The sequence below is a fragment of the Vibrio sp. 10N.222.54.E6 genome, from assembly GCF_041473955.1.
Classification (GTDB): Bacteria; Pseudomonadota; Gammaproteobacteria; order Enterobacterales; family Vibrionaceae; genus Vibrio; species Vibrio tasmaniensis_A.
In genome coordinates, this window is record NZ_JBFRTD010000010.1 from 332,100 (window position 1) to 351,396 (window position 19,297).

The window sequence follows — 19,297 nt, forward strand, 5'->3', positions numbered from 1 at the left end:
TCCTGGCTCACTTTACTGAAACAGCTTAATCTAAGTAGTTTTTCTCAAACACGCCCGGTGGCATTTGATTGATTTGAAACTGAATCATTCGGTCAAATGCCGTTAGCAGAGGGCTAAAGTCTCGATCATTTTCTAACAAGCTCAACAGATGATAACCCGCCTCTACTGTCGAAAGGCTGTTTTCACTTGGCGCTTTGCGAATTCGGTAATTACCCTTGAGATCTTTCGGCAAGTGAACCGTATTCAGCGCATGCAAGTTACTCGATACTTGCCACATTTTGAACGCCTTCTTCCACGTGCCATCCAATAAAATCACACGCAGCTTCTTATTTGGAGATGTTGCCGACTCAACTGAAACAGAGTTTTCACTTGGGTATAAAATCACATGTTGGTAATGTTCATTGGCCAGCAATGCGTTCAATTGTTCGTTGTCTGAAAAATCTTCACCGACAAGCGTCACGCTGTTATTTAGGGATAACGAGAGGATACGCGCAGTACCCATCGGGCGATGCTCTTCTGATGGGTGCTGAAGAATGATAAGCTCAACATTCGATTCGAGTGGTGTAACCCACTGACAAATACAAGCTTTCAAAGCCTTGCTGCATTGGGGGCAATAACGAGACATGGATTTAATGTGTACCCTGTTTTAATTTTCACTTCACTTTTATGCGTCTTATTCCAATTTGAGCCAATACAAGCTTGGGTCGTATGGGATAGCAATGCGATTGCCGAGGGGCAATGGTGGCGGATCCTAACAGGAAATTTTTCACATACCAACTACTCGCACCTTCTGATGAATCTAGCAGGCTTATGGATCATCAGCTATCTGTTTCAACCGAGTAAAAAACAGCTTGTTCTTGCTCTGCTTGTGATTAGTTTAGTGACTGGGATCGCCCTGTTGTTTTCGAGTATTCAGATCTATGTTGGCCTATCAGGCTCTTTGCATGGGTTATTTGGCTTATTCGCGCTCAGTGAGGCTTTAAACGGTAGGAGATCAAGTTGGCTGTTAGTGTTGGGATTAATCGCTAAAATCGCTTGGGAGCAGCTTGTTGGCCCTTCTAGCACAACTGGTGAACTGATTAATGCTCGTGTCGCGATTGAAGCCCACCTAGCAGGTGCATTGGCCGGAGGCTTCATATCTATCGCTTCATTTCTAACAAGTAGACAAACGGATTAAAGTTGAATTCTTTCGCGGTTCTTGTTAACCGTGGCTTCACCTATACCTTTCACACTCACCAAATCATCAGCAGTCGTAAATGCCCCGTTTTGATCCCTGTAATCGACGATCTCTTGAGCTTTCTTATCCCCCACACCAACCAATAGCGCTGACAGCTCTTCAGCTGTCGCGGTATTGATATTGACCGTAATCTCAATGCCATCGTAAAGCTCTGCCTTAGTTGGGCTGTCTGCATACGCTGCGGGGCTTAACAGAATCAGAAATGTAAGAAATAATGTTGAATATATCGTGCGCATAAACCGTTCCTTTGTTCAAAAAACGTAACTTATGCATTTGCTGCGCTAGATAAAACACTCACCAGACAAAAATAAAGCGGGTCACCTAAGTGACCCGCTTCGTTATACATCTAATTTTCATCAATTTGTTAGCTAGCTCGCAAACCGAGTTGCTGCACTACTTTCAAGTTGTATTCTCAAGTTGCATTACTCGGCAGAAGACTACCGAGTAAATTCAAAGCTTATTGAGCTTGACCAACGATGTAGTATTCAACGTCTGCATTTTTACGCAGTACGTTTAGTACATTAGTAAGGTCTTGTTGATTACCAACGCGCTCTAACTGTGCACCAAGTTGTGTGCTGTAAGCAGGGTTGATTTCAGCCGTTACTTTAGAAAGCTCAACAACAACGATGTTACCGTCTTGGTCTTTAGATTGTCCGAACACAGCTTGGCCGGCTTCTGGTTTCACTAGAGCGAATACAGATGCAGCTAATGGAGAATTACGGTCAATGGTTTCAAGTTCAGTAAACTCAAGGCTGTTATCCGCCAGTACCGCTTCATTACCTTGCTTGAGTTCGTTCACTAGAGAAACACCTAGCTCTACCGCTTGTTGCTCTGCTTTTACAGCAGACAATGCAGCTACAACTTGATCTTTCACTTCTGCTAAAGGAAGAACTGTTTCGTCGCGAGTCTCTTCTACACGTACAACAATAACGTGCTCAGGAGCCACTTCGATAACTTCAGAGTTCAAACCGTCTTCTTTCACTTCAGGGCTCAAGATAGCTTGCATTACTGCAGGCGTCATCAGAACTTCTGGAGCATCAGCTTGAGAGATGAAATCAGTCGTCGTGATCTTTGCGTTGATAGCTTCAGCAGAGTCGTCTAGAGAATCTGGGAATTCAAACGCTACTTTTTCAAGTTCAGTCTGTTGCTCGTAGAACTGATCAACTGCGTGTTGGTCTAGAAGCTCTGTCTTAATCTCTGCCGCTACTTCAGTGTAAGGCTGAGCTTGAGATGCTTTTAGTTCATCTAGCTTGATGATGTGGTAGCCAAAATCAGATTTAACTAGGCCAGTTGTATCGCCAATATTCACAAGAGCGAAAGCCGCGTCTTCGAATGCTGGGTCCATAACATCACGTTCAATCCAACCTAGGTCACCGCCAACGTCTGCACTACCGAAGTCGTCAGATTTCTCTTCTGCTAGCGTAGCAAAATCAGCGCCTGCATTTAGCTCGTCTAAGATAGACTGTGCTTTCGCTTCGTCATCACCTTGAACTAGGATGTGACTAACTTTGCGTTGCTCTTCAGTAGAGTACTTGTCTAGGTGCTCTTGGTAGTATTTCTGTGCTTCCTCATCGCTAACTTCAAGCTGCGATTTAAGAGCTTCAGCAGAAAGTTCGATGTAAGACACCTTGGCCTGCTCTGGACGAGTGTAAGCCGCAGGGTTCTCTTGGTAGTACAGTTCGATTTGCTCGTCAGTTAACTCGATATTTTTCGCTAGGTCAGCAACAGACAGTGTCACTGTACGAATGTCACGAGTTTGAGCAATAAGCTTGCTCTGAATATCAATTTCGCCTTGAAGAACAAATTCACTGCCTTGAAGTGCAGTAACAAGCTGGTTACGCATTAGGTCACGACGCATGTATTCAGCGAAGCTTTCTGCGCTGAAACCTGCACGACGTAATGCCGATTGGTAAACTTCTTGGTCAAATTGACCAGCCGTTTGGAACTGAGGCATTTCTAGAATCATGGTACGGATTTGAGAATCACTGATTCGTAGGCCTAGAGACTCTGCTTGCTGCTCAAGTAGAACATCGTTGATCATGCGATCAAGTACTGACTTACGGAAAGACTCAACGTATGTAGGGTCTGCAAGCATTTGAGCGAAGTAATCGCCAAGTTGAGATTGCATGCGATTACGTTCGTTTTGGTAAGCTTGTTCGAACTCACCACGAGCAATTTCTGTGTTGCCAACTTTAGCTGCTGCGTTGTTACCGCCACCGGTGATGTAGCTGCCTACACCTGCGAATACGAATGACAGGATAATCAACCCAAGGATAATTTTTACCGCGATGCTATTCACGCCTTCGCGTAATCGATCCATCATAATTTAAGTGCTCTCCGGATATGAAGCATTGGCTTCAAAATAAAAATCTATTCACGCGATATTATCAGAAAAAGAAATGCGCATCAGTAGGATGCGCATAATTTAAATAAGTTCAATGTGCTTTGCACATATACTGTTTAAAAATGAAACATCATTGTTCAAACAGTAAACGCATATTACTGCCTTCCCCTCACAAAACTCGAGGTTTCAGCAACAAAAATTAGTTACATGCGTCTTTAAGTGCTTTACCCGCTTTGAAGCCAGGTACTTTAGCTTCTGCGATTTGGATCTCTTCACCAGTTTTTGGGTTACGACCTGTACGAGCAGCACGAGTACGAACACTGAAAGTACCAAAGCCAACAAGTGCAACTTGGTCGCCTGATTGTAGCGTTGTGCCAACTGCTTCGATGAAAGCGTCTAGAGCGCGACCAGCTGAAGCTTTAGAGATGTCTGCGTTTTCTGCGATTGATTCTACTAGTTGTGTTTTATTCACTGTTTTTCCCCTATGTGTCATCTGTGACTACTTCTCGATGACTGTACGTTCCATTTTGGTTTTAATTTAGCCGCAAGCCTTATTACAAAAGGGCTGCCGCTTTAGTCGAATAACTTAGCGTCCAAAAAAAACGCTGACAAGCCTTTTCGGGTCTATCAGCGTAATTCTTTACTTATTTTTGCTATGCATCACTATTTTTTCACGTCGAACTCGACCCCTGACGGATCTCGTTCTAGTGCGACTTTCAGTACTTCATCAATCCATTGAACCGGAATCACCTTCAAGTCAGCGATTACGTTGTCTGGAATCTCTTCCAAATCACGTTCATTGTCTTTAGGAATCAAGACCGTTTTAATACCACCGCGGTGCGCTGCAAGCAGCTTTTCTTTCAAGCCACCGATAGGTAAAACTTCACCACGAAGGGTAATTTCACCGGTCATACCAACCTCTGCTTTTACAGGGTTACCCGTTAAGCTAGAGACCAATGCAGTACACATTGCGATACCCGCACTCGGGCCATCTTTTGGCGTTGCACCTTCCGGTACGTGAACATGAATGTCACGTTTCTCGTAGAAATCGGTGTTAATACCCAAATTTTCCGCACGAGAGCGAACCACTGTCATTGCCGCTTGAATCGACTCTTTCATCACATCGCCTAGTGAACCGGTTTGCGTTAGCTTACCTTTACCTGGCATTGATTCAGTTTCGATGGTCAGTAGATCGCCACCTACTTGCGTCCATGCTAAGCCAGTTACTTGGCCGATACGGTTGCTTTCATCCGCTTTACCGAAGTCATGACGTTGCACACCTAAGTACTCTTTCAGGTTATCAATGTTAACCGTTACAGATTTAAGGTCGCTGCCTAACAAGATATTCTTCACTGCTTTACGACAGATCTTAGAGATTTCACGCTCTAGGCTACGCACACCCGCTTCACGCGTGTAGTAACGAATGATGCCGATGATTGCAGAGTCTTCAATCTCAATCTCATGAGGCTTAAGACCGTTGCGTTGAACTTGCTTGTCCAATAGGTGGCTCTTGGCAATGTTCAGCTTTTCATCTTCTGTGTAACCCGACAGGCGAATCACTTCCATACGGTCCAATAGTGGGCCCGGAATATCCATCGAGTTAGACGTTGCAACAAACATCACATCAGATAAATCGTAATCGACTTCTAGGTAGTGATCGTTAAATGCGTTGTTTTGCTCAGGGTCTAGTACTTCTAGAAGCGCAGAAGATGGGTCGCCACGCATATCAGAAGACATCTTATCGATTTCATCTAATAGGAACAGTGGGTTCTTAACACCAACTTTAGACATCTTCTGGATTAATTTACCCGGAAGTGAACCGATGTACGTACGACGGTGACCACGAATCTCAGCTTCATCACGAACGCCGCCTAGCGCCATACGTGTGTACTTACGACCCGTTGCCGCGGCAATCGAACGGCCTAGTGAAGTTTTACCAACACCAGGAGGACCAACAAGACAAAGGATTGGACCTTTAAGTTTGTTGATACGGTTTTGTACTGCCAAGTATTCGAGAATACGTTCTTTAACACGTTCTAAGCCGTAGTGATCTTCGTTTAAGATCTCTTCCGCTTTCGCTAAATTCTTTTTAACTTTTGAACGCTTAGCCCAAGGAACGCCTACCATCCAATCAATGTAACTACGTACTACTGTTGCTTCAGCAGACATTGGCGACATCATTTTCAGTTTTTGCAGTTCTTGCTCAGTTTTTTCACGAGCTTCTTGAGGCATCTTAGAATCTTCGATCTTCTTCTTCAGAGTCTCGAATTCATCAGGCGCGTCGTCCATCTCGCCCAGTTCTTTCTGAATCGCTTTCATTTGCTCATTCAGATAGTACTCACGCTGAGACTTTTCCATCTGTTTCTTAACGCGGCCACGGATGCGTTTTTCAACTTGCAGGATATCAATTTCTGACTCCATTTGGCCCATCAAGAATTCCAGGCGTTCCGTCACATCTGAAATTTCTAGAACGTGCTGCTTATCTACCAGTTTAAGTGGCATGTGCGCAGCAATCGTATCAGCAAGGCGAGCAGCCTCATCAATACCGTTCAGCGAGGTTAGAACCTCTGGTGGAATCTTTTTGTTCAGCTTAATAAAGCCTTCGAATTGATTGATCGCACTGCGAACAACCACTTCTTGTTCTTTTTCGTCAAGTTCTGAGGTTACAACGTATTCGGCATCCGCTAAGAAAAACTCACTCTCTTTGAACTGGTGAATTTTTGCACGCTGCTGACCTTCGACAAGTACTTTTACGGTACCATCTGGCAGCTTTAGCAACTGAAGAATAGTAGCGACTGTACCTACGTTAAATAGGTCGTCGATTGAAGGCTCATCAGTGTCCGCTTCTTTCTGCGCTACAAGTAGTACTTGTTTGTTAGCTTCCATTGCCGATTCAAGGCAAGTAATCGATTTTTCACGACCAACAAACAATGGAATAACCATGTGTGGGTAAACCACTACATCACGTAGAGGTAGCACGGGGATTTCGATACGCTCGGAACGTTCCAAGTTCATATATTTCTCTCTTCCGCTTTAACTTATAAAGCAGTATATGGGGCTTAAACGACTGGATTCAATGGAAGAATAAAAAAAAGGAGGTAATTGCTTACCTCCTTTTTCAATTTGAGTGTGTAGTCTTAAAAAGACCTACTCTGCAACAGCTGCTTGGTTATCTGAGTTACTGTAAATCAATAGTGGTTCTGACTCACCATTAATTACCGACTCATCAATCACAACCTTGCTTACATCAGTTGAAGATGGCAGTTCGTACATAGTTTCTAGTAGAACACCTTCCAAGATAGAGCGTAGACCACGAGCACCCGTTTTACGGTTCATTGCTTTCTTCGCAATTGCGCGTAGGGCGTCTTCACGGAATTCTAACTCTGTATCCTCAAGTTCAAATAATGCAGCGTACTGTTTTGTCAGTGCATTCTTTGGCTCACAAAGGATTTGGATTAGCGCTTCTTCATCAAGCTCTGTCAGTGTTGTTGTAACAGGTAGACGACCAATGAATTCTGGAATCAAACCATACTTCACTAGATCTTCAGGTTCTACTTGAGTGAACAGTTCACCGATAGTTTTGGTTTCGTCTTTTGAACGCACTTCTGCGCCAAAGCCGATACCTGAACCTGTTTCTACACGTTGCTCAATCACTTTATCTAGGCCGGCAAACGCACCACCACAGATAAATAGGATCTTAGACGTGTCCACTTGCAAGAACTCTTGCTGTGGATGCTTACGACCACCTTGAGGTGGAACTGAAGCCACTGTACCTTCAACAAGTTTTAATAGAGCTTGCTGTACACCTTCACCAGACACGTCACGCGTGATCGATGGGTTTTCAGCTTTACGAGAAATCTTATCGATTTCATCGATGTAAACAATGCCGCGTTCCGCTTTCGCTACGTCGTAATCACATTTCTGAAGCAACTTCTGGATGATGTTTTCAACATCTTCGCCCACATAACCCGCTTCGGTTAGTGTTGTTGCATCTGCCATTGTGAAAGGAACGTCTAGGAAACGAGCCAGTGTTTCAGCCAGTAGGGTTTTACCACTACCAGTAGGACCGATAAGAAGAATGTTACTCTTACCTAGCTCTACGCCTTCAGCCGTCGTATCACCATTACGTAAACGCTTGTAGTGGTTATATACTGCAACTGCTAGCACTTTTTTCGCGTATTCTTGACCGATTACATAGTCGTCAAGATGCTCACGAATCTCACGCGGCGTTGGCAGCGATTCCGATTCTTTCTTTGGAAGAACATCTTTAATTTCTTCACGAATAATGTCGTTACAAAGATCGACACATTCATCACAAATGTAAACAGAAGGACCTGCGATTAACTTGCGAACTTCGTGCTGGCTTTTGCCACAGAAAGAGCAGTAAAGCAATTTACCGCTACCACCCTCTTTGCTTTTATCTGTCATTCGCTAACCTCTTAGCCTTTACTCTCTATGTTTGAGTGTATATCAATTTGAATCACTTTGCGTTAAACAATTGCCCTGCAATTATTGACCGCGGTGATTAAGAACTGAATCCACCAAACCGTATTCTACAGCCTGATCAGCAGACATGAAATTGTCACGATCTGTATCACGCTCAACAACCTCTAGAGGCTGACCTGTGTGCTCTGCCAATAGTTTGTTTAGCTTTTGCTTGATCGTTAGGATCTCTTGCGCGTGAATTTGAATATCAGACGCTTGGCCTTGGAAGCCGCCAAGTGGCTGGTGAATCATTACACGTGAGTTTGGAAGCACGTGACGCTTACCCGGAGTACCACCCGCTAGTAAGAATGCACCCATAGAGCAAGCTTGACCCATACATACTGTGCTCACGTTTGGCTTGATGAACTGCATTGTGTCATAGATAGACATGCCCGCTGTTACGCTACCGCCAGGTGAGTTGATGTAAAGATAGATATCTTTGTCTGGGTTTTCTGATTCCAAGAAAAGCAGTTGAGCCACGACAAGATTTGCCATGTGGTCTTCCACTTGACCTGTTAAGAAAATGATACGTTCTTTTAATAGACGAGAATAAATATCGTAAGAACGTTCACCACGGGAAGTCTGTTCAACCACCATAGGAACTAGTGCGTCCATAATCGATGGCATTGTATTTTTTTCTTGGTAGCTCATATTCTTATGTCCCTAAAATAAATGGCCCGAATGATTAAATCATACGGACCATTGTTAGCAGAATTGTTGACCGTACGTCAACCTTCTACGTCAGATATTACTATATTAAGCAGGTTGCTGATTCATTAGCTCGTTGAAGCTAACTTCTTTATCAGAAACTTGAGCTTTAGCGATGATTGCATCAATAGCTTGCTCTTCTAGAGCAACATTGCGCATGTTGTTCATCATTTGCTCGTTTTGCTCGTAGTAAGCAATAACTTCTGTTGGATCTTCGTATGCTGTAGCCATCTCTTCGATGATAGCTTTAACTTTCTCGTCATCAGCTTTTAGCTCTTCAGTCTTGATTACTTCACCAAGAAGAAGACCTACAACTACGCGACGTTTAGCTTGCTCTTCGAACAGCTCACGTGGAAGTTGGTCAGCAGCTTCAGTGTTACCACCGAAACGTTGAGCAGCTTGTTGACGTAGAACACCGATCTCTTGATCGATTAGAGCAGAAGGTACGTCGATGTTGTTTTCGTTAACTAGACCGTCGATTGCTTGCTCTTTGATGCGGTTCTTAACTGCTTGCTTAAGCTCACGCTCCATGTTCTTACGAACTTCAGCTTTAAGGCCTTCAACGCCTTCAGCTGCGCCGAACTTAGAAACGAATTCTTCGTTTAGTTCTGGAAGCTCACGAGCTTCAACTTTGTTCAGCTTGATAGAGAACTTAGCAGCTTTACCTTTTAGGTTTTCAGCGTGGTAATCTTCTGGGAAGTTTACTTCGATTTCGAATTCCATACCTGCTGTTTTACCAACGATACCGTCTTCAAAACCAGGGATCATGCGACCAGCGCCCATCTCTAGTGGGAAGTTCTCAGCTTTGCCGCCTTCAAACTCTTCACCGTCGATAGAACCAACGAAGTCGATAGTTGCACGAGAACCAGCGTCAGCAGCAGCTTCAACTTCAGTCCAAGTCGCTTGTTGCTTACGTAGAGTTTCGATCATCTCTTCAACGTCAGCTTCTTTAACTTCTACTGCTGGTTTCTCAACAGTGATGTTTTCTAGACCTTTCAGCTCAACTTCTGGGTAAACTTCAAAAGTTGCGTTGAATACTAGGTCAGCGCCTTCGTTGTTTTCAACTGGTGCGAAAGTAGGTGCGCCAGCTGGGTTGATTTTCTCTTTAACGATCGCTTCGATGAAGTGACGTTGCATTACTTCGCCCATCACGTCTTGACGTACTGCTTTGCCGTACATTTTAGCAACCATCTTCATTGGCACTTTGCCTTTACGGAAGCCATCGAAACGACGGTTTTTCGCGATGTTGCGTAGTTCAGCTGTAACTGCATCTTCGATGTTAGCAGCAGGAACAGTAATATTAAGACGGCGCTCTAGGCCTTCTAGCGTTTCAACAGTAACTTGCATTATATAAACCTCAAAACTGGCTCAGTAATCTGAGCATATGAGCCGTAACTTAGCTTTAATTCAAAAGCCGACGTTGTTGGCTGCATCCTTGTGTAGTGCTCTATCCGAACACCTAATTTAAAATCGAGCATTGATGTCTGAATTGATTATTCAACCAAACACCAGACTAATCAGCGATATCTTCGTTCTTCACGCGTCGATTAAAACGCAATAAAGCTTGTTTTCGAAAACAAGAAAGGTATCTCCGATTAGCCTCAGGACAGAAATTTTAGACGCGACATTCTAGCGATCTGTTTAATCTCTGTCGAGCCGTTCACCTCTGCATGATGATGAATGCTCTAAATTCGTCCAACTAAATGATACAAAAACGATCAAATCATCACTTAGCACAACAGAAATGGGGACAATAGCGACTTTTTCAAGGGAATCGAGGGCTTTTTTTGCTAAAAACCTTAAAAAGAGATCTTGCTCTTGTTTTACCCCTCAGAGTCGATAACTTTTTCAACAATCCCCGTTACAAACCCTTAACCTACATCCATCTGGCGACTGTCTACTTTCAGCAAACACTACCGCTATTTGCTACCATAAACGAGAGAAGACAGGCTTGATTATTTACCAAAGAAATGAGCGGAGAGCCTTCATGTTTCAAGCTTTGAGAATCCCAATCCTATTAATGGCCACATACAGTTTACTAATGGTGTTCGGCGGTCATTGGGTGTGGAACACAAGCCATGAAAGTTTGTTAAATGATCATCAATCTAAGCTAGACCGATTTTCGGTTCATATTTCAAGCCAACTCGACAAGTTCGCGCACATTCCCGAGCTGCTTTCAAAAGACAAAGAGTTGGTCGATGCTCTTCACTCTCCAAGTAACTCTGCGCAAATCGAACTCACCAATCGCTACCTAGAACACGTAAACTCGGTGATTCAAGCATCGGACACCTATCTGTTAGATAGCATTGGCACCACCATAGCAGCCAGTAACTGGAATCTACCGCGTTCTTTTATTCGGCGAAATTTCGCTTTCCGTCCCTACTTTCAAGAAGCGATTCTTGGCAATGAAAATCAATATTTTGCGCTAGGTTCAACCTCTGGGAAACGAGGCTATTATTATTCTTACCCCGTCGCCTATGCCGCCGAGATTATTGGCGTCATTGTCGTAAAGATGGATTTATCGCTGATTGAAGCAAGTTGGAAAGGCAAACAGAGTTTTTTTGTTGCTGACGATAAAGACCAGATCGTATTTATGTCGAGTAATCCTGAGTGGCTGTTCAAAAGCCTTCAACCATTAAGCGAAGAACAACACACTCGAATTCAAGAAAGCAGGCAGTATCTCGATACAAAAATAGAAAGCCTGCACTTCTCCGGTGACTTAGAGAGTGCTACTAGCAATATTGAGTCTCCCCACAAGCTCGTCCAAGAGCAGTTCTTTAACTCCTCACGCTTCCTAGCCGAGCCAAAACTCACCATACGAGTATTTTCTCCGACCCACTTAGTTTGGTGGGACTTGGTTGCTTACCTTGTGGTTTTGAGCCTTATTTTTGCGATTATTTATCTAACGATGCAACTCAATCACCATCGACAACAAAGACGAGCTCAGATAGACAGACTGCAATCCGAAGCCAAGCAAAAGCTAGAATTTCAAGTGCTTGAACGAACATCAGAGTTGCATGTCGAGATTAAGCACCGAATCGAAACTGAACATGTACTGAGGCAGACACAAGACGAACTCATCCAAGCCGCCAAACTGGCAGTGTTGGGGCAAATGTCAGCAAGCATCAGCCATGAACTGAATAACCCGCTTGCTGCGATTCGCAGTTATGCCGACAACGGCCGACTGTTTCTTGCCAAAGAAAAAACCGAGCGTGTCGATGACAACCTATCGCGAATCTCGGCGCTCACTGACCGTATGGCTAAGATAAGCCACCAGCTTCGTTCCTTTGCAAAGAAATCCACTGCGGAAGAGCTGCACACGTTACAGATACTGCCAGTATTGCACTCGTCAAAAGAACTGATGAAACCACAACTCAAGAGTGAACGAGTAAAGGTCAACGAACTTCCTGAAACCTTTGATGCTTGCGTGCTCGCCAACGCCATTCAATTGGAACAAGTGATCATTAATTTGCTGACTAACGCGATTCAGGCGATGGAACAACAAGACGACAAACAATTAGCTATTCTGTTAGAGATTAGGAAGCCCGACCATCAACAAGCCAAGACCTTGCTGATTCATGTCGATGACAATGGCCCAGGCTTCACCTCCCCTTCTAACGGAAATTTTTTTGAACCCTTCCATACCACCAAGAAAAATGGACTTGGACTTGGGCTATCGATTTCTCAACAAATAATCAGCGGAATAAATGGCAAGCTAGTTACCAATCACAGCCCACAAGGTGGTGCTCGATTTAGTATCGAGTTACCCATAGTTCCAACAAAAGAATCAGATTAGTCGCTAAACAAACCAGTACACCTTCACCAACAATAAAAATAAAAGATTAAAGGAATAACTATGTGTCACGTCTATTTCATTGATGATGAATCCGATCTAAGAATGGCTATTGAACAGAGCTTTGAGCTCGCCGATATTGATGCCGAATTCTTTCCCGATGCGGAGTCTGCTCTGCTCGCAATTCAAGAGAACGGCTTACCTCACGTAATCATCACTGATATCTGTCTACCGGGCCTTTCCGGGCATGACCTACTCAACACCGTGATGCACAAAGACAAAGAAATCCCCGTGATTATGATTACTGGTCACGGCGATATTTCGATGGCGGTACAAGCGATCCAAGATGGCGCCTATGACTTCATCGAAAAGCCGTTCGCCAATGAACGTTTAATCGAAACCACCAAACGAGCAATAGAAAAACGTCAACTCACACTCGAGAATCTTGAATTGAAGCGCTCTTTAAAGGCCAGTAAAGCGCTTGGGCCGAGAATCATTGGTGACACGCAATCAATGACCGACCTGCGTTCTATCATCACTCATGTGGCAGATACTAACGCTGACATTTTACTCTTTGGTGAAACTGGCACAGGCAAAGAGTTGGTCGCACGCTCTCTACATGAACAAAGCAGCCGGCGAGAACAAAACTTCGTCGCCGTCAATTGCGGTGCGGTACCTGAAAACCTGATAGAGAGTGAACTGTATGGTCATGAGAAAGGTGCGTTCACTGGCGCAGAAAGCAAGCGAGTGGGTAAATTTGAATTTGCTCAAGGCGGAACTCTATTCTTAGATGAAATTGAGTCCATGCCGATGCAGGCACAAATTCGCCTGTTGCGCGTCTTACAAGAGCGCGTTATTGAAAGGGTTGGCTCAAACGGTTTAGTGCCTCTCGATATTCGAGTAATCGCTGCAACCAAAGTCGACCTAAAGAAGGCGGCTGAAGAAGGCGTTTTCCGCCAAGACCTCTATTATCGACTCAACGTTGTGACCCTAGATTTACCGCCGTTAAGAAGCCGTCAAGAAGACATCCCTGCACTCTTCCACCACTTCTTACTGGTCGCTGCTGCACGTTATGGCAAGACAGCACCAGCACTTCCCCAAAAGGAGCTGCACGCGCTTTTAGCCCATGATTGGCCGGGAAATGTACGAGAATTGCGTAATACAGCTGAGCGGTTTGTACTTTTAGGTAAGCTTTCTCACTTATCAGACAACACCAATCAAGTCACTCAAGAACTGTCTTTGGCAGAACTGGTGTCTGAATTTGAGAAAAACACGTTAAAACAAGCGCTTATTGAGTGTAATGGCAGCATTAAACAGACTATGGATAGACTGCAACTTCCACGTAAAACCCTCTACGATAAAATGCAAAAACACCAACTAGTTAAAGAGTCATACCGACAGAGCGAAAACTAAATTAAATTTGGGAGCAAGATCACCTATACTTATTTCACAACAGGATGTTATGCAACCAAGGTGGTAAGGAGATCATTATGGGTGAGAAAACAAAAGTTCCCTCGATCACCGATACGTTTGAAATTGACGGTATTTTTTATACTGACAATCATGTCAACTTAGACACTCCAGAATTAGAGGCAAAAAGAGCGCTGTATGATCCGATTGAATCTAGCTCTCGATATGGAAAAATCATTGATGAGGAGGTTTAACCCTCCCCATCACTTCGCTATGATTTCACTATCTATTTCGTGATGATCTCCGGCCCCATCAAGGTAGTCGGTAACCATGTTGATACCCAAGGTACGTAGGTTACGATAATCAGAAATAAGAACATCACGCCAACCCATGGCAGTGCGGCTTTTACTACGTTCATCATCGACATCTTGGCAACCCCTGCGGTCACAAACAAGTTGAGCCCCACAGGCGGTGTTATCATCCCTATCTCCATGTTCACAACCATCATGATACCTAGGTGAATAGGGTCGATACCCAGTGCAATTGCAATTGGGAATACCAACGGCGCAACGATGATCAGCAAGCCTGATGGCTCCATGAACTGCCCACCAATCAAGAGTAGAACGTTCACCACAATCAAGAAGGTGATCGGCCCTAAACCTGCAGACAACATCGATTCCGTGATCATCTGAGGAATACGTTCTTCTGTCAGTACATGCTTAAGAATCAGAGCATTGGCAATGATAAACAGCAACATGATGGTCAGCTTGCCCGCATCATAGAGCGTGTCTTTGGTGTCTTTATGGAAAAACGTTTGGAACACTTTCACCAAAGCAGGCTTTGTATTTTTCTTCTCCGCAAACGGCCCCATATCTTTGTAGATAAAGTTGGCAATGAAGAACGCGTAAACCGCTGCAACAGCCGCCGCTTCTGTCGGAGTAAAGATACCGCCGTAGATACCACCTAAAATGATAACAATCAGCAACAAGCCCCAGCTCGCATCCTTCGCGGCTGCGAACATCTCACCCCAGCCTACAAATGGTTGTGCAGGAATTTTCTTAATACGTGCTGCAATGTAGATAGCTATCATCAACATCACGCCCGCCAACAGGCCAGGAATCACACCGCCTAAGAACATACGACCGACAGATACATCCGTCGCCGCAGCGTAAACCACCATAACGATGGATGGTGGAATCAAGATACCCAACGTACCCGCGTTACAGATAACCCCTGCCGCGAACTCTTTTGTGTAGCCGTTTTTGATCATACCAGCGATAACAATACTACCGATTGCCACTACCGTTGCTGGAGACGACCCAGATAACGCTGCGAACATCATACACGCCACAACCGATGCCATTGCTAAACCGCCGCGGAACCAACCCACCATTGCAATAGCAAAACGGATAATACGTTTCGCCACACCACCAGTAGACATAAAGCTAGAGGCCAAGATAAAGAAAGGGATCGCTAAGAGTGTGTAGTGGCCTGCAAATGCATTAAACAGCGTTTGTGCAACCGAAGCTAGTGACGCATCAGAGTGCATCAACAAGAATATGACGCTCGATAAACCAAGGGAAATCGCAATTGGTACACCGACCAACATGAAAGCAATTACCATTAAAAATAGAAATAACATTGCCATGATTAGTCTTCCTTACCGTTAGATTTTGTACCCGACTCGTTCGCCTTGTTTTGCTTAGTCGAATCCAATACCGCTGTCGCGTCTTCATCAGAACCCGCTAACACATCAGCTTTCAATGCATCCAGCTCTTCTTCGGCTTCATGCCCCGCTATCATGCGATCAAGCTTGCCTGTGACTACTTGGTAAGCAACTTGGGCAAAACGGAACGTCAGCATTGCCATACCAATAGGCAGTGCCATGTAAGGAATAAAACGTGGCAGTTTCTCGTATCGCTCGCCTTCATTCATCCAGTCGGCAAGGAACTGAAGCATCTCTGGCATTGGAATATCATCGGTCTCGTACCAAGCGCGCTCAGTCGCGAACGGGTACCAGTAATTCCAAGAACCTATAAGAAGTAAGATTGAGAATGCTAGGCAGCTTGTGACGGCGATTAACGCATACACTTTGCGTAGCTTTTCTGGGGCAAGGTTGATGATCACATCAACACCAATGTGGAAGTGTTTTTTAACGCCATAAGATGCGCCCACTAACACCATCCAAGCGAACATGAACACCGTCAGTTCTAGTGCCCATAAGATATTGCCATTGAATGCGTATCGAAATACCACATTGGCAAAAGTAAGTAGCGTCATTGCGCCAAGGAAAAATGCGATTAATGACTCTTCAATCACATCCGTAACTCTTCCGACTTTGGAAAAAAAAGAGGTTTCCAGTGCTGATTCGCTAGAATTTGGCTGTTCCATTTGAGGATTATCCATAATTGACTCCGCTTATAGTTATTTTAATGAGGAGTGGCGAAATTCACGCCACTCCCTTAGCGGTGTTATTGGTTTGAAGCTAACGCTGCATCGATAAGATCTGAACCGATGTCTTTTTCAAACTTCTTCCATACTGGTTGAAGCGCAGTTACCCATGCTTCACGCTGTTCAGGCGTAAGCGTACGAACTTCACCACCCGCTTCGATGATGTTGTTTTTGTTCGCTAGGTTAACTTTTGAAGATTCTGCGTTACGAGTCTCAGACACTTCTTGAACGATTGTGCCAAGTTGCGTACGTACATCTTCAGGTAGGTCTTTCCAGAAGTCGTTCGACGTTACTACGAGGTAATCAAGAATACCGTGGTTAGTTTCTGTCACGCCGTCTTGTACTTCAAAGAACTTCTTACCGTAGATGTTTGACCATGTGTTCTCTTGGCCATCGATAACCTTAGTCTGTAGGCCACCGTATACTTCTTTGAAAGACATCTTCTGTGGGTTAGCACCTAGCTGTTCAAACTGAGCAACCAATACGTCTGATGCTTGAACACGGAATTTCAAGCCTTCCGCGTCTTCAGGATTGATAAGAGGTTTGTTTGCTGACATCTGTTTCATGCCATTGTGCCAAAACGCTAGGCCTTGAAGGCCACGACGCTTCATCGCGTTCTTCAGCTTTTCGCCAGACTCTGAGTTTTGGAAACGGTCAACAGCTTCTACGTCTTCAAATAGGAAAGGAAGGTCAAAAATGCGGTATTTCTTAGTGAACTTCTCAAATTTAGACAGCGAAGGAGCCGCCATTTGAACATCACCATTTAACAGGGCTTCCAGTACTTTATTATCATCGTAGAGTGTTGAGTTAGGGAAAACTTGCATACAAGCTTTGCCATTCATTTCCGTGTTTACTCGCTCTTCCAGTAAAGAAGCGGCAATGCCTTTCGGGTGCTTATCGGTATTGGTTACATGACTGAATTTAATCACGATTTCACCTGGGTCACAGTTTGCAGCAGCATTAAAACTTGTGAGCACCAGAGCAGATACAGACAGCAGGGTAAGAGGCTTAAACATTATTATTCTCCTTAGTAAACAAAGCAGCCCTTCAATGGGAACTGCGTGCTTTCACTAAGGCAATTAGCGCGCCACATTGACACAAATCATTAACAACCCTTTAACCGTAAGGCTTCATGATATCTGCCTGCAGCAGTCACTAACTCGCTGCAAAAATCAATGGGTGGAAAGTGACACATAGAATATTTGTAAATGGGTGGAAGCTGACCAAAGCATCGGTGATAAATGAGGTCTGACCAAAAGCTCGATTGCCGATGATACCTTGAAGTAATTTCGACCTATCCTGTAGAGTGCTGCACAACTTAGTCAGATTTACTACAACGCTACTTAATAAGAGTTGATATCAATGAGCCAGATCTACCATCACCCAGTACAAATTTACTATGAAGATACCGATCACTCAGGTGTGGTTTATCACCCTAACTTTCTAAAGTACTTTGAGCGTGCACGCGAACATGTCTTGGGTAGCGATAAACTGGCAACATTGTGGAATGAACATGGATTAGGTTTTGCGGTATATAAAGCCAACATGACTTTTCAAGATGGGGTTGAGTTCGCTGAGATCTGCGACATCCGCACCTCTTTTGAACTCGATGGCAAATACAAAACGCTATGGCGACAAGAAGTGTGGCGTAAAGATGCAACCAAACCCGCAGTGATTGGTGATATCGAAATGGTCTGTTTAGATAAAGACAAACAACTTCAGCCAGTGCCTGCTGAAGTCTTAAAAGCGATGCTTGGCGAAACGAGTTAACCTCATCTTACCTCACCTCACCAAACTCGCTTAAAGGAGATGAGACGACGAAAAGGTTCTCATCTCTATCTGCATGGGTAGCAAATTCCCACCAAGAGTCACGGCGAAACGATACTGGTCATCTAATCGACCCAAGCAACATTGCCAATCTGTAGAAATATCGTCTTGTTGATAAGAATCCAAATCCAACCCAATCCCGCTATCTAGCCTGATTTCGCGATACAATCTAATTTCATCCTGCAAGTTTGGTTGAAAATCCGAAGCGTGAATTGGCAATGTTTGCTCCGTCAGATTGGAGAAATCGAACGAAAAGCTTCGCAACGATGTGGCTAGCCCCTTCCCCGTCGCTTTGATGTACGACTCTTTCAACGCCCACAGATCGAAAAAACGCTCTCTGTGTTCTTCTTTGCTGAGCTCAAGTAAATCCGCCAATTCTTTATCTGAAAAGTAGTGCTTCATGATCGAGTCGATATTGGTCGAACTTCTTGCGTGTTCAATATCAACACCCAATTGAACTTGCTTCCCTTTTCTCTGGCAAACTGCAATCAACAAATGTTCTTTGCTATGACTGATATTGAAATTCAGGCCGGTTTCTATTTGTTGTTTCTCTATTAATCTCGGCTTCCCTTTCTCACCATATTCAAAGCGCCACGCTTCAGGCATCAAATCAGAATAGCTAGACAGCACCTTTCTCAGATAATTTCGTACATACAAAGCTTGAATCTGAGATGAGGGCATTCGATAACGCTCAACTTTGGCAATCTCATCGGCTGTCAGTCTCTTTTTGAGCTGCGATACATTGTTTGGCTGGTCATTTAAATTACTCAGAGAACATAGCCACAAATCAACAACGGGAGTTTTCATTTAACTCGAACTCACTTCTATAAATCACTCTTCAAAACACGATTGGAACAACCCAATCGAACAAATTTAACTCACCTATAAATTAAGTGGAACCTAGAGAATACGGGAGGGAAACACCCTTCATATAGGGACTTAAAACTAACTTTTAAAATAATAACAAATTAAAACACAGATCACACTCCACCTTACAGAACAGGCATCTATTAAATGTTACTTACAAAAATCTGACATAGAT

17 protein-coding genes and 1 pseudogene are annotated in these 19,297 nt (G+C 44.1%); 5 read left to right on the forward strand and 13 right to left on the reverse strand.

The window, feature by feature from the left end:
* Nucleotides 1-25: 25 nt before the first annotated feature.
* Nucleotides 26-625, reverse strand: coding sequence for a tRNA-uridine aminocarboxypropyltransferase (locus tag AB4513_RS06435; RefSeq protein WP_032555259.1), 600 nt, complete (start codon nucleotides 623-625; stop codon nucleotides 26-28).
* A gap of 9 nt (nucleotides 626-634) precedes the next feature.
* On the opposite strand from AB4513_RS06435, the gene rrtA reads away from it, so the two are divergent.
* The gene (gene rrtA / locus AB4513_RS06440; RefSeq protein ID WP_032555260.1) at nucleotides 635-1,177 is read left to right on the forward strand and encodes a rhombosortase; all 543 of its coding nucleotides are present in this window, start codon (nucleotides 635-637) and stop codon (nucleotides 1,175-1,177) included.
* On the opposite strand, the gene AB4513_RS06445 is transcribed toward rrtA, so the two are convergent.
* From AB4513_RS06445 to AB4513_RS06480, 8 genes and pseudogenes are all read right to left on the reverse strand, one after another.
* Nucleotides 1,174-1,473, reverse strand: coding sequence for a ComEA family DNA-binding protein (locus AB4513_RS06445; RefSeq protein ID WP_009847280.1), 300 nt, complete (start codon nucleotides 1,471-1,473; stop codon nucleotides 1,174-1,176). The two genes, rrtA and AB4513_RS06445, sit on opposite strands and share 4 nt — an antisense overlap.
* Before the next feature lie 221 nt (nucleotides 1,474-1,694).
* Nucleotides 1,695-3,560, reverse strand: coding sequence for a peptidylprolyl isomerase (ppiD, locus tag AB4513_RS06450; protein WP_009847281.1), 1,866 nt, complete (start codon nucleotides 3,558-3,560; stop codon nucleotides 1,695-1,697).
* A 220-nt stretch (nucleotides 3,561-3,780) separates the two neighbouring features.
* Nucleotides 3,781-4,074: an HU family DNA-binding protein gene (locus tag AB4513_RS06455; protein ID WP_012604504.1), complete on the reverse strand. Its 294-nt coding sequence runs from the start codon at nucleotides 4,072-4,074 to the stop codon at nucleotides 3,781-3,783.
* A 170-nt stretch (nucleotides 4,075-4,244) separates the two neighbouring features.
* Nucleotides 4,245-6,596 (reverse strand): endopeptidase La, encoded by a 2,352-nt coding sequence (lon, locus tag AB4513_RS06460; RefSeq protein WP_009847282.1) that lies wholly within the window; start codon nucleotides 6,594-6,596, stop codon nucleotides 4,245-4,247.
* A 132-nt stretch (nucleotides 6,597-6,728) separates the two neighbouring features.
* Nucleotides 6,729-8,009, reverse strand: coding sequence for an ATP-dependent protease ATP-binding subunit ClpX (gene clpX, locus AB4513_RS06465; protein WP_009847283.1), 1,281 nt, complete (start codon nucleotides 8,007-8,009; stop codon nucleotides 6,729-6,731).
* A gap of 81 nt (nucleotides 8,010-8,090) precedes the next feature.
* Nucleotides 8,091-8,717: an ATP-dependent Clp endopeptidase proteolytic subunit ClpP gene (gene clpP / locus AB4513_RS06470; protein ID WP_004736080.1), complete on the reverse strand. Its 627-nt coding sequence runs from the start codon at nucleotides 8,715-8,717 to the stop codon at nucleotides 8,091-8,093.
* Between the two features lie 105 nt (nucleotides 8,718-8,822).
* Nucleotides 8,823-10,121, reverse strand: coding sequence for a trigger factor (gene tig, locus AB4513_RS06475; protein ID WP_004736079.1), 1,299 nt, complete (start codon nucleotides 10,119-10,121; stop codon nucleotides 8,823-8,825).
* A 294-nt stretch (nucleotides 10,122-10,415) separates the two neighbouring features.
* A pseudogene (locus AB4513_RS06480) lies at nucleotides 10,416-10,598 on the reverse strand (hypothetical protein); the annotation flags it as partial.
* A gap of 163 nt (nucleotides 10,599-10,761) precedes the next feature.
* On the opposite strand from AB4513_RS06480, the gene AB4513_RS06485 reads away from it, so the two are divergent.
* The 3 genes from AB4513_RS06485 to AB4513_RS06495 all read left to right on the forward strand — a co-directional run bounded on the left by AB4513_RS06485 (nucleotide 10,762) and on the right by AB4513_RS06495 (nucleotide 14,231).
* On the forward strand, nucleotides 10,762-12,570 hold the full coding sequence (locus AB4513_RS06485) for an ATP-binding protein (protein WP_009847286.1): 1,809 nt from the start codon (nucleotides 10,762-10,764) through the stop codon (nucleotides 12,568-12,570).
* Between the two features lie 60 nt (nucleotides 12,571-12,630).
* Nucleotides 12,631-13,980, forward strand: a complete 1,350-nt coding sequence (locus tag AB4513_RS06490) for a sigma-54 dependent transcriptional regulator (RefSeq protein ID WP_009847287.1) — start codon at nucleotides 12,631-12,633, stop codon at nucleotides 13,978-13,980.
* Between the two features lie 77 nt (nucleotides 13,981-14,057).
* Complete coding sequence (locus AB4513_RS06495) at nucleotides 14,058-14,231, forward strand: hypothetical protein (RefSeq protein ID WP_009847288.1); 174 nt, start codon at nucleotides 14,058-14,060, stop codon at nucleotides 14,229-14,231.
* A 32-nt stretch (nucleotides 14,232-14,263) separates the two neighbouring features.
* Here AB4513_RS06495 and AB4513_RS06500 read toward each other — a convergent pair whose 3' ends face one another.
* The 3 genes from AB4513_RS06500 to AB4513_RS06510 form a co-directional block, all read right to left on the reverse strand.
* Nucleotides 14,264-15,625, reverse strand: a complete 1,362-nt coding sequence (locus tag AB4513_RS06500; protein WP_009847289.1) for a TRAP transporter large permease — start codon at nucleotides 15,623-15,625, stop codon at nucleotides 14,264-14,266.
* A gap of 2 nt (nucleotides 15,626-15,627) precedes the next feature.
* Nucleotides 15,628-16,383 carry a TRAP transporter small permease gene (locus tag AB4513_RS06505; RefSeq protein WP_009847290.1) on the reverse strand — a complete coding sequence of 252 codons (756 nt, stop codon included), beginning with the start codon at nucleotides 16,381-16,383 and terminating at the stop codon, nucleotides 15,628-15,630.
* A gap of 65 nt (nucleotides 16,384-16,448) precedes the next feature.
* On the reverse strand, nucleotides 16,449-17,444 hold the full coding sequence (locus AB4513_RS06510) for a TRAP transporter substrate-binding protein (protein ID WP_009847291.1): 996 nt from the start codon (nucleotides 17,442-17,444) through the stop codon (nucleotides 16,449-16,451).
* A gap of 346 nt (nucleotides 17,445-17,790) precedes the next feature.
* On the opposite strand from AB4513_RS06510, the gene AB4513_RS06515 reads away from it, so the two are divergent.
* Entirely contained in the window at nucleotides 17,791-18,198 is a 408-nt protein-coding gene (locus tag AB4513_RS06515) for a thioesterase family protein (protein ID WP_009847292.1), read from the forward strand.
* A 30-nt stretch (nucleotides 18,199-18,228) separates the two neighbouring features.
* Here the strand turns inward: AB4513_RS06515 and AB4513_RS06520 are convergent, their stop codons facing one another.
* On the reverse strand, nucleotides 18,229-19,062 hold the full coding sequence (locus AB4513_RS06520; RefSeq protein WP_009847293.1) for a 4'-phosphopantetheinyl transferase superfamily protein: 834 nt from the start codon (nucleotides 19,060-19,062) through the stop codon (nucleotides 18,229-18,231).
* Nucleotides 19,063-19,297: the final 235 nt, after the last annotated feature.

Coding starts and splice junctions, on each gene's coding strand:
- AB4513_RS06435 (WP_032555259.1), bottom strand. CDS start 625: ATGTCTCGTTATTGCCCCCAATGCAGCAAGGCTTTGAAAGCTTGTATT.
- AB4513_RS06445 (WP_009847280.1), bottom strand. CDS start 1,473: ATGCGCACGATATATTCAACATTATTTCTTACATTTCTGATTCTGTTA.
- ppiD (WP_009847281.1), bottom strand. CDS start 3,560: ATGATGGATCGATTACGCGAAGGCGTGAATAGCATCGCGGTAAAAATT.
- AB4513_RS06455 (WP_012604504.1), bottom strand. CDS start 4,074: ATGACACATAGGGGAAAAACAGTGAATAAAACACAACTAGTAGAATCA.
- lon (WP_009847282.1), bottom strand. CDS start 6,596: ATGAACTTGGAACGTTCCGAGCGTATCGAAATCCCCGTGCTACCTCTA.
- clpX (WP_009847283.1), bottom strand. CDS start 8,009: ATGACAGATAAAAGCAAAGAGGGTGGTAGCGGTAAATTGCTTTACTGC.
- clpP (WP_004736080.1), bottom strand. CDS start 8,717: ATGAGCTACCAAGAAAAAAATACAATGCCATCGATTATGGACGCACTA.
- tig (WP_004736079.1), bottom strand. CDS start 10,121: ATGCAAGTTACTGTTGAAACGCTAGAAGGCCTAGAGCGCCGTCTTAAT.
- AB4513_RS06485 (WP_009847286.1), top strand. CDS start 10,762: ATGTTTCAAGCTTTGAGAATCCCAATCCTATTAATGGCCACATACAGT.
- AB4513_RS06490 (WP_009847287.1), top strand. CDS start 12,631: ATGTGTCACGTCTATTTCATTGATGATGAATCCGATCTAAGAATGGCT.
- AB4513_RS06495 (WP_009847288.1), top strand. CDS start 14,058: ATGGGTGAGAAAACAAAAGTTCCCTCGATCACCGATACGTTTGAAATT.
- AB4513_RS06500 (WP_009847289.1), bottom strand. CDS start 15,625: ATGGCAATGTTATTTCTATTTTTAATGGTAATTGCTTTCATGTTGGTC.
- AB4513_RS06505 (WP_009847290.1), bottom strand. CDS start 16,383: ATGGATAATCCTCAAATGGAACAGCCAAATTCTAGCGAATCAGCACTG.
- AB4513_RS06510 (WP_009847291.1), bottom strand. CDS start 17,444: ATGTTTAAGCCTCTTACCCTGCTGTCTGTATCTGCTCTGGTGCTCACA.
- AB4513_RS06515 (WP_009847292.1), top strand. CDS start 17,791: ATGAGCCAGATCTACCATCACCCAGTACAAATTTACTATGAAGATACC.
- AB4513_RS06520 (WP_009847293.1), bottom strand. CDS start 19,062: ATGAAAACTCCCGTTGTTGATTTGTGGCTATGTTCTCTGAGTAATTTA.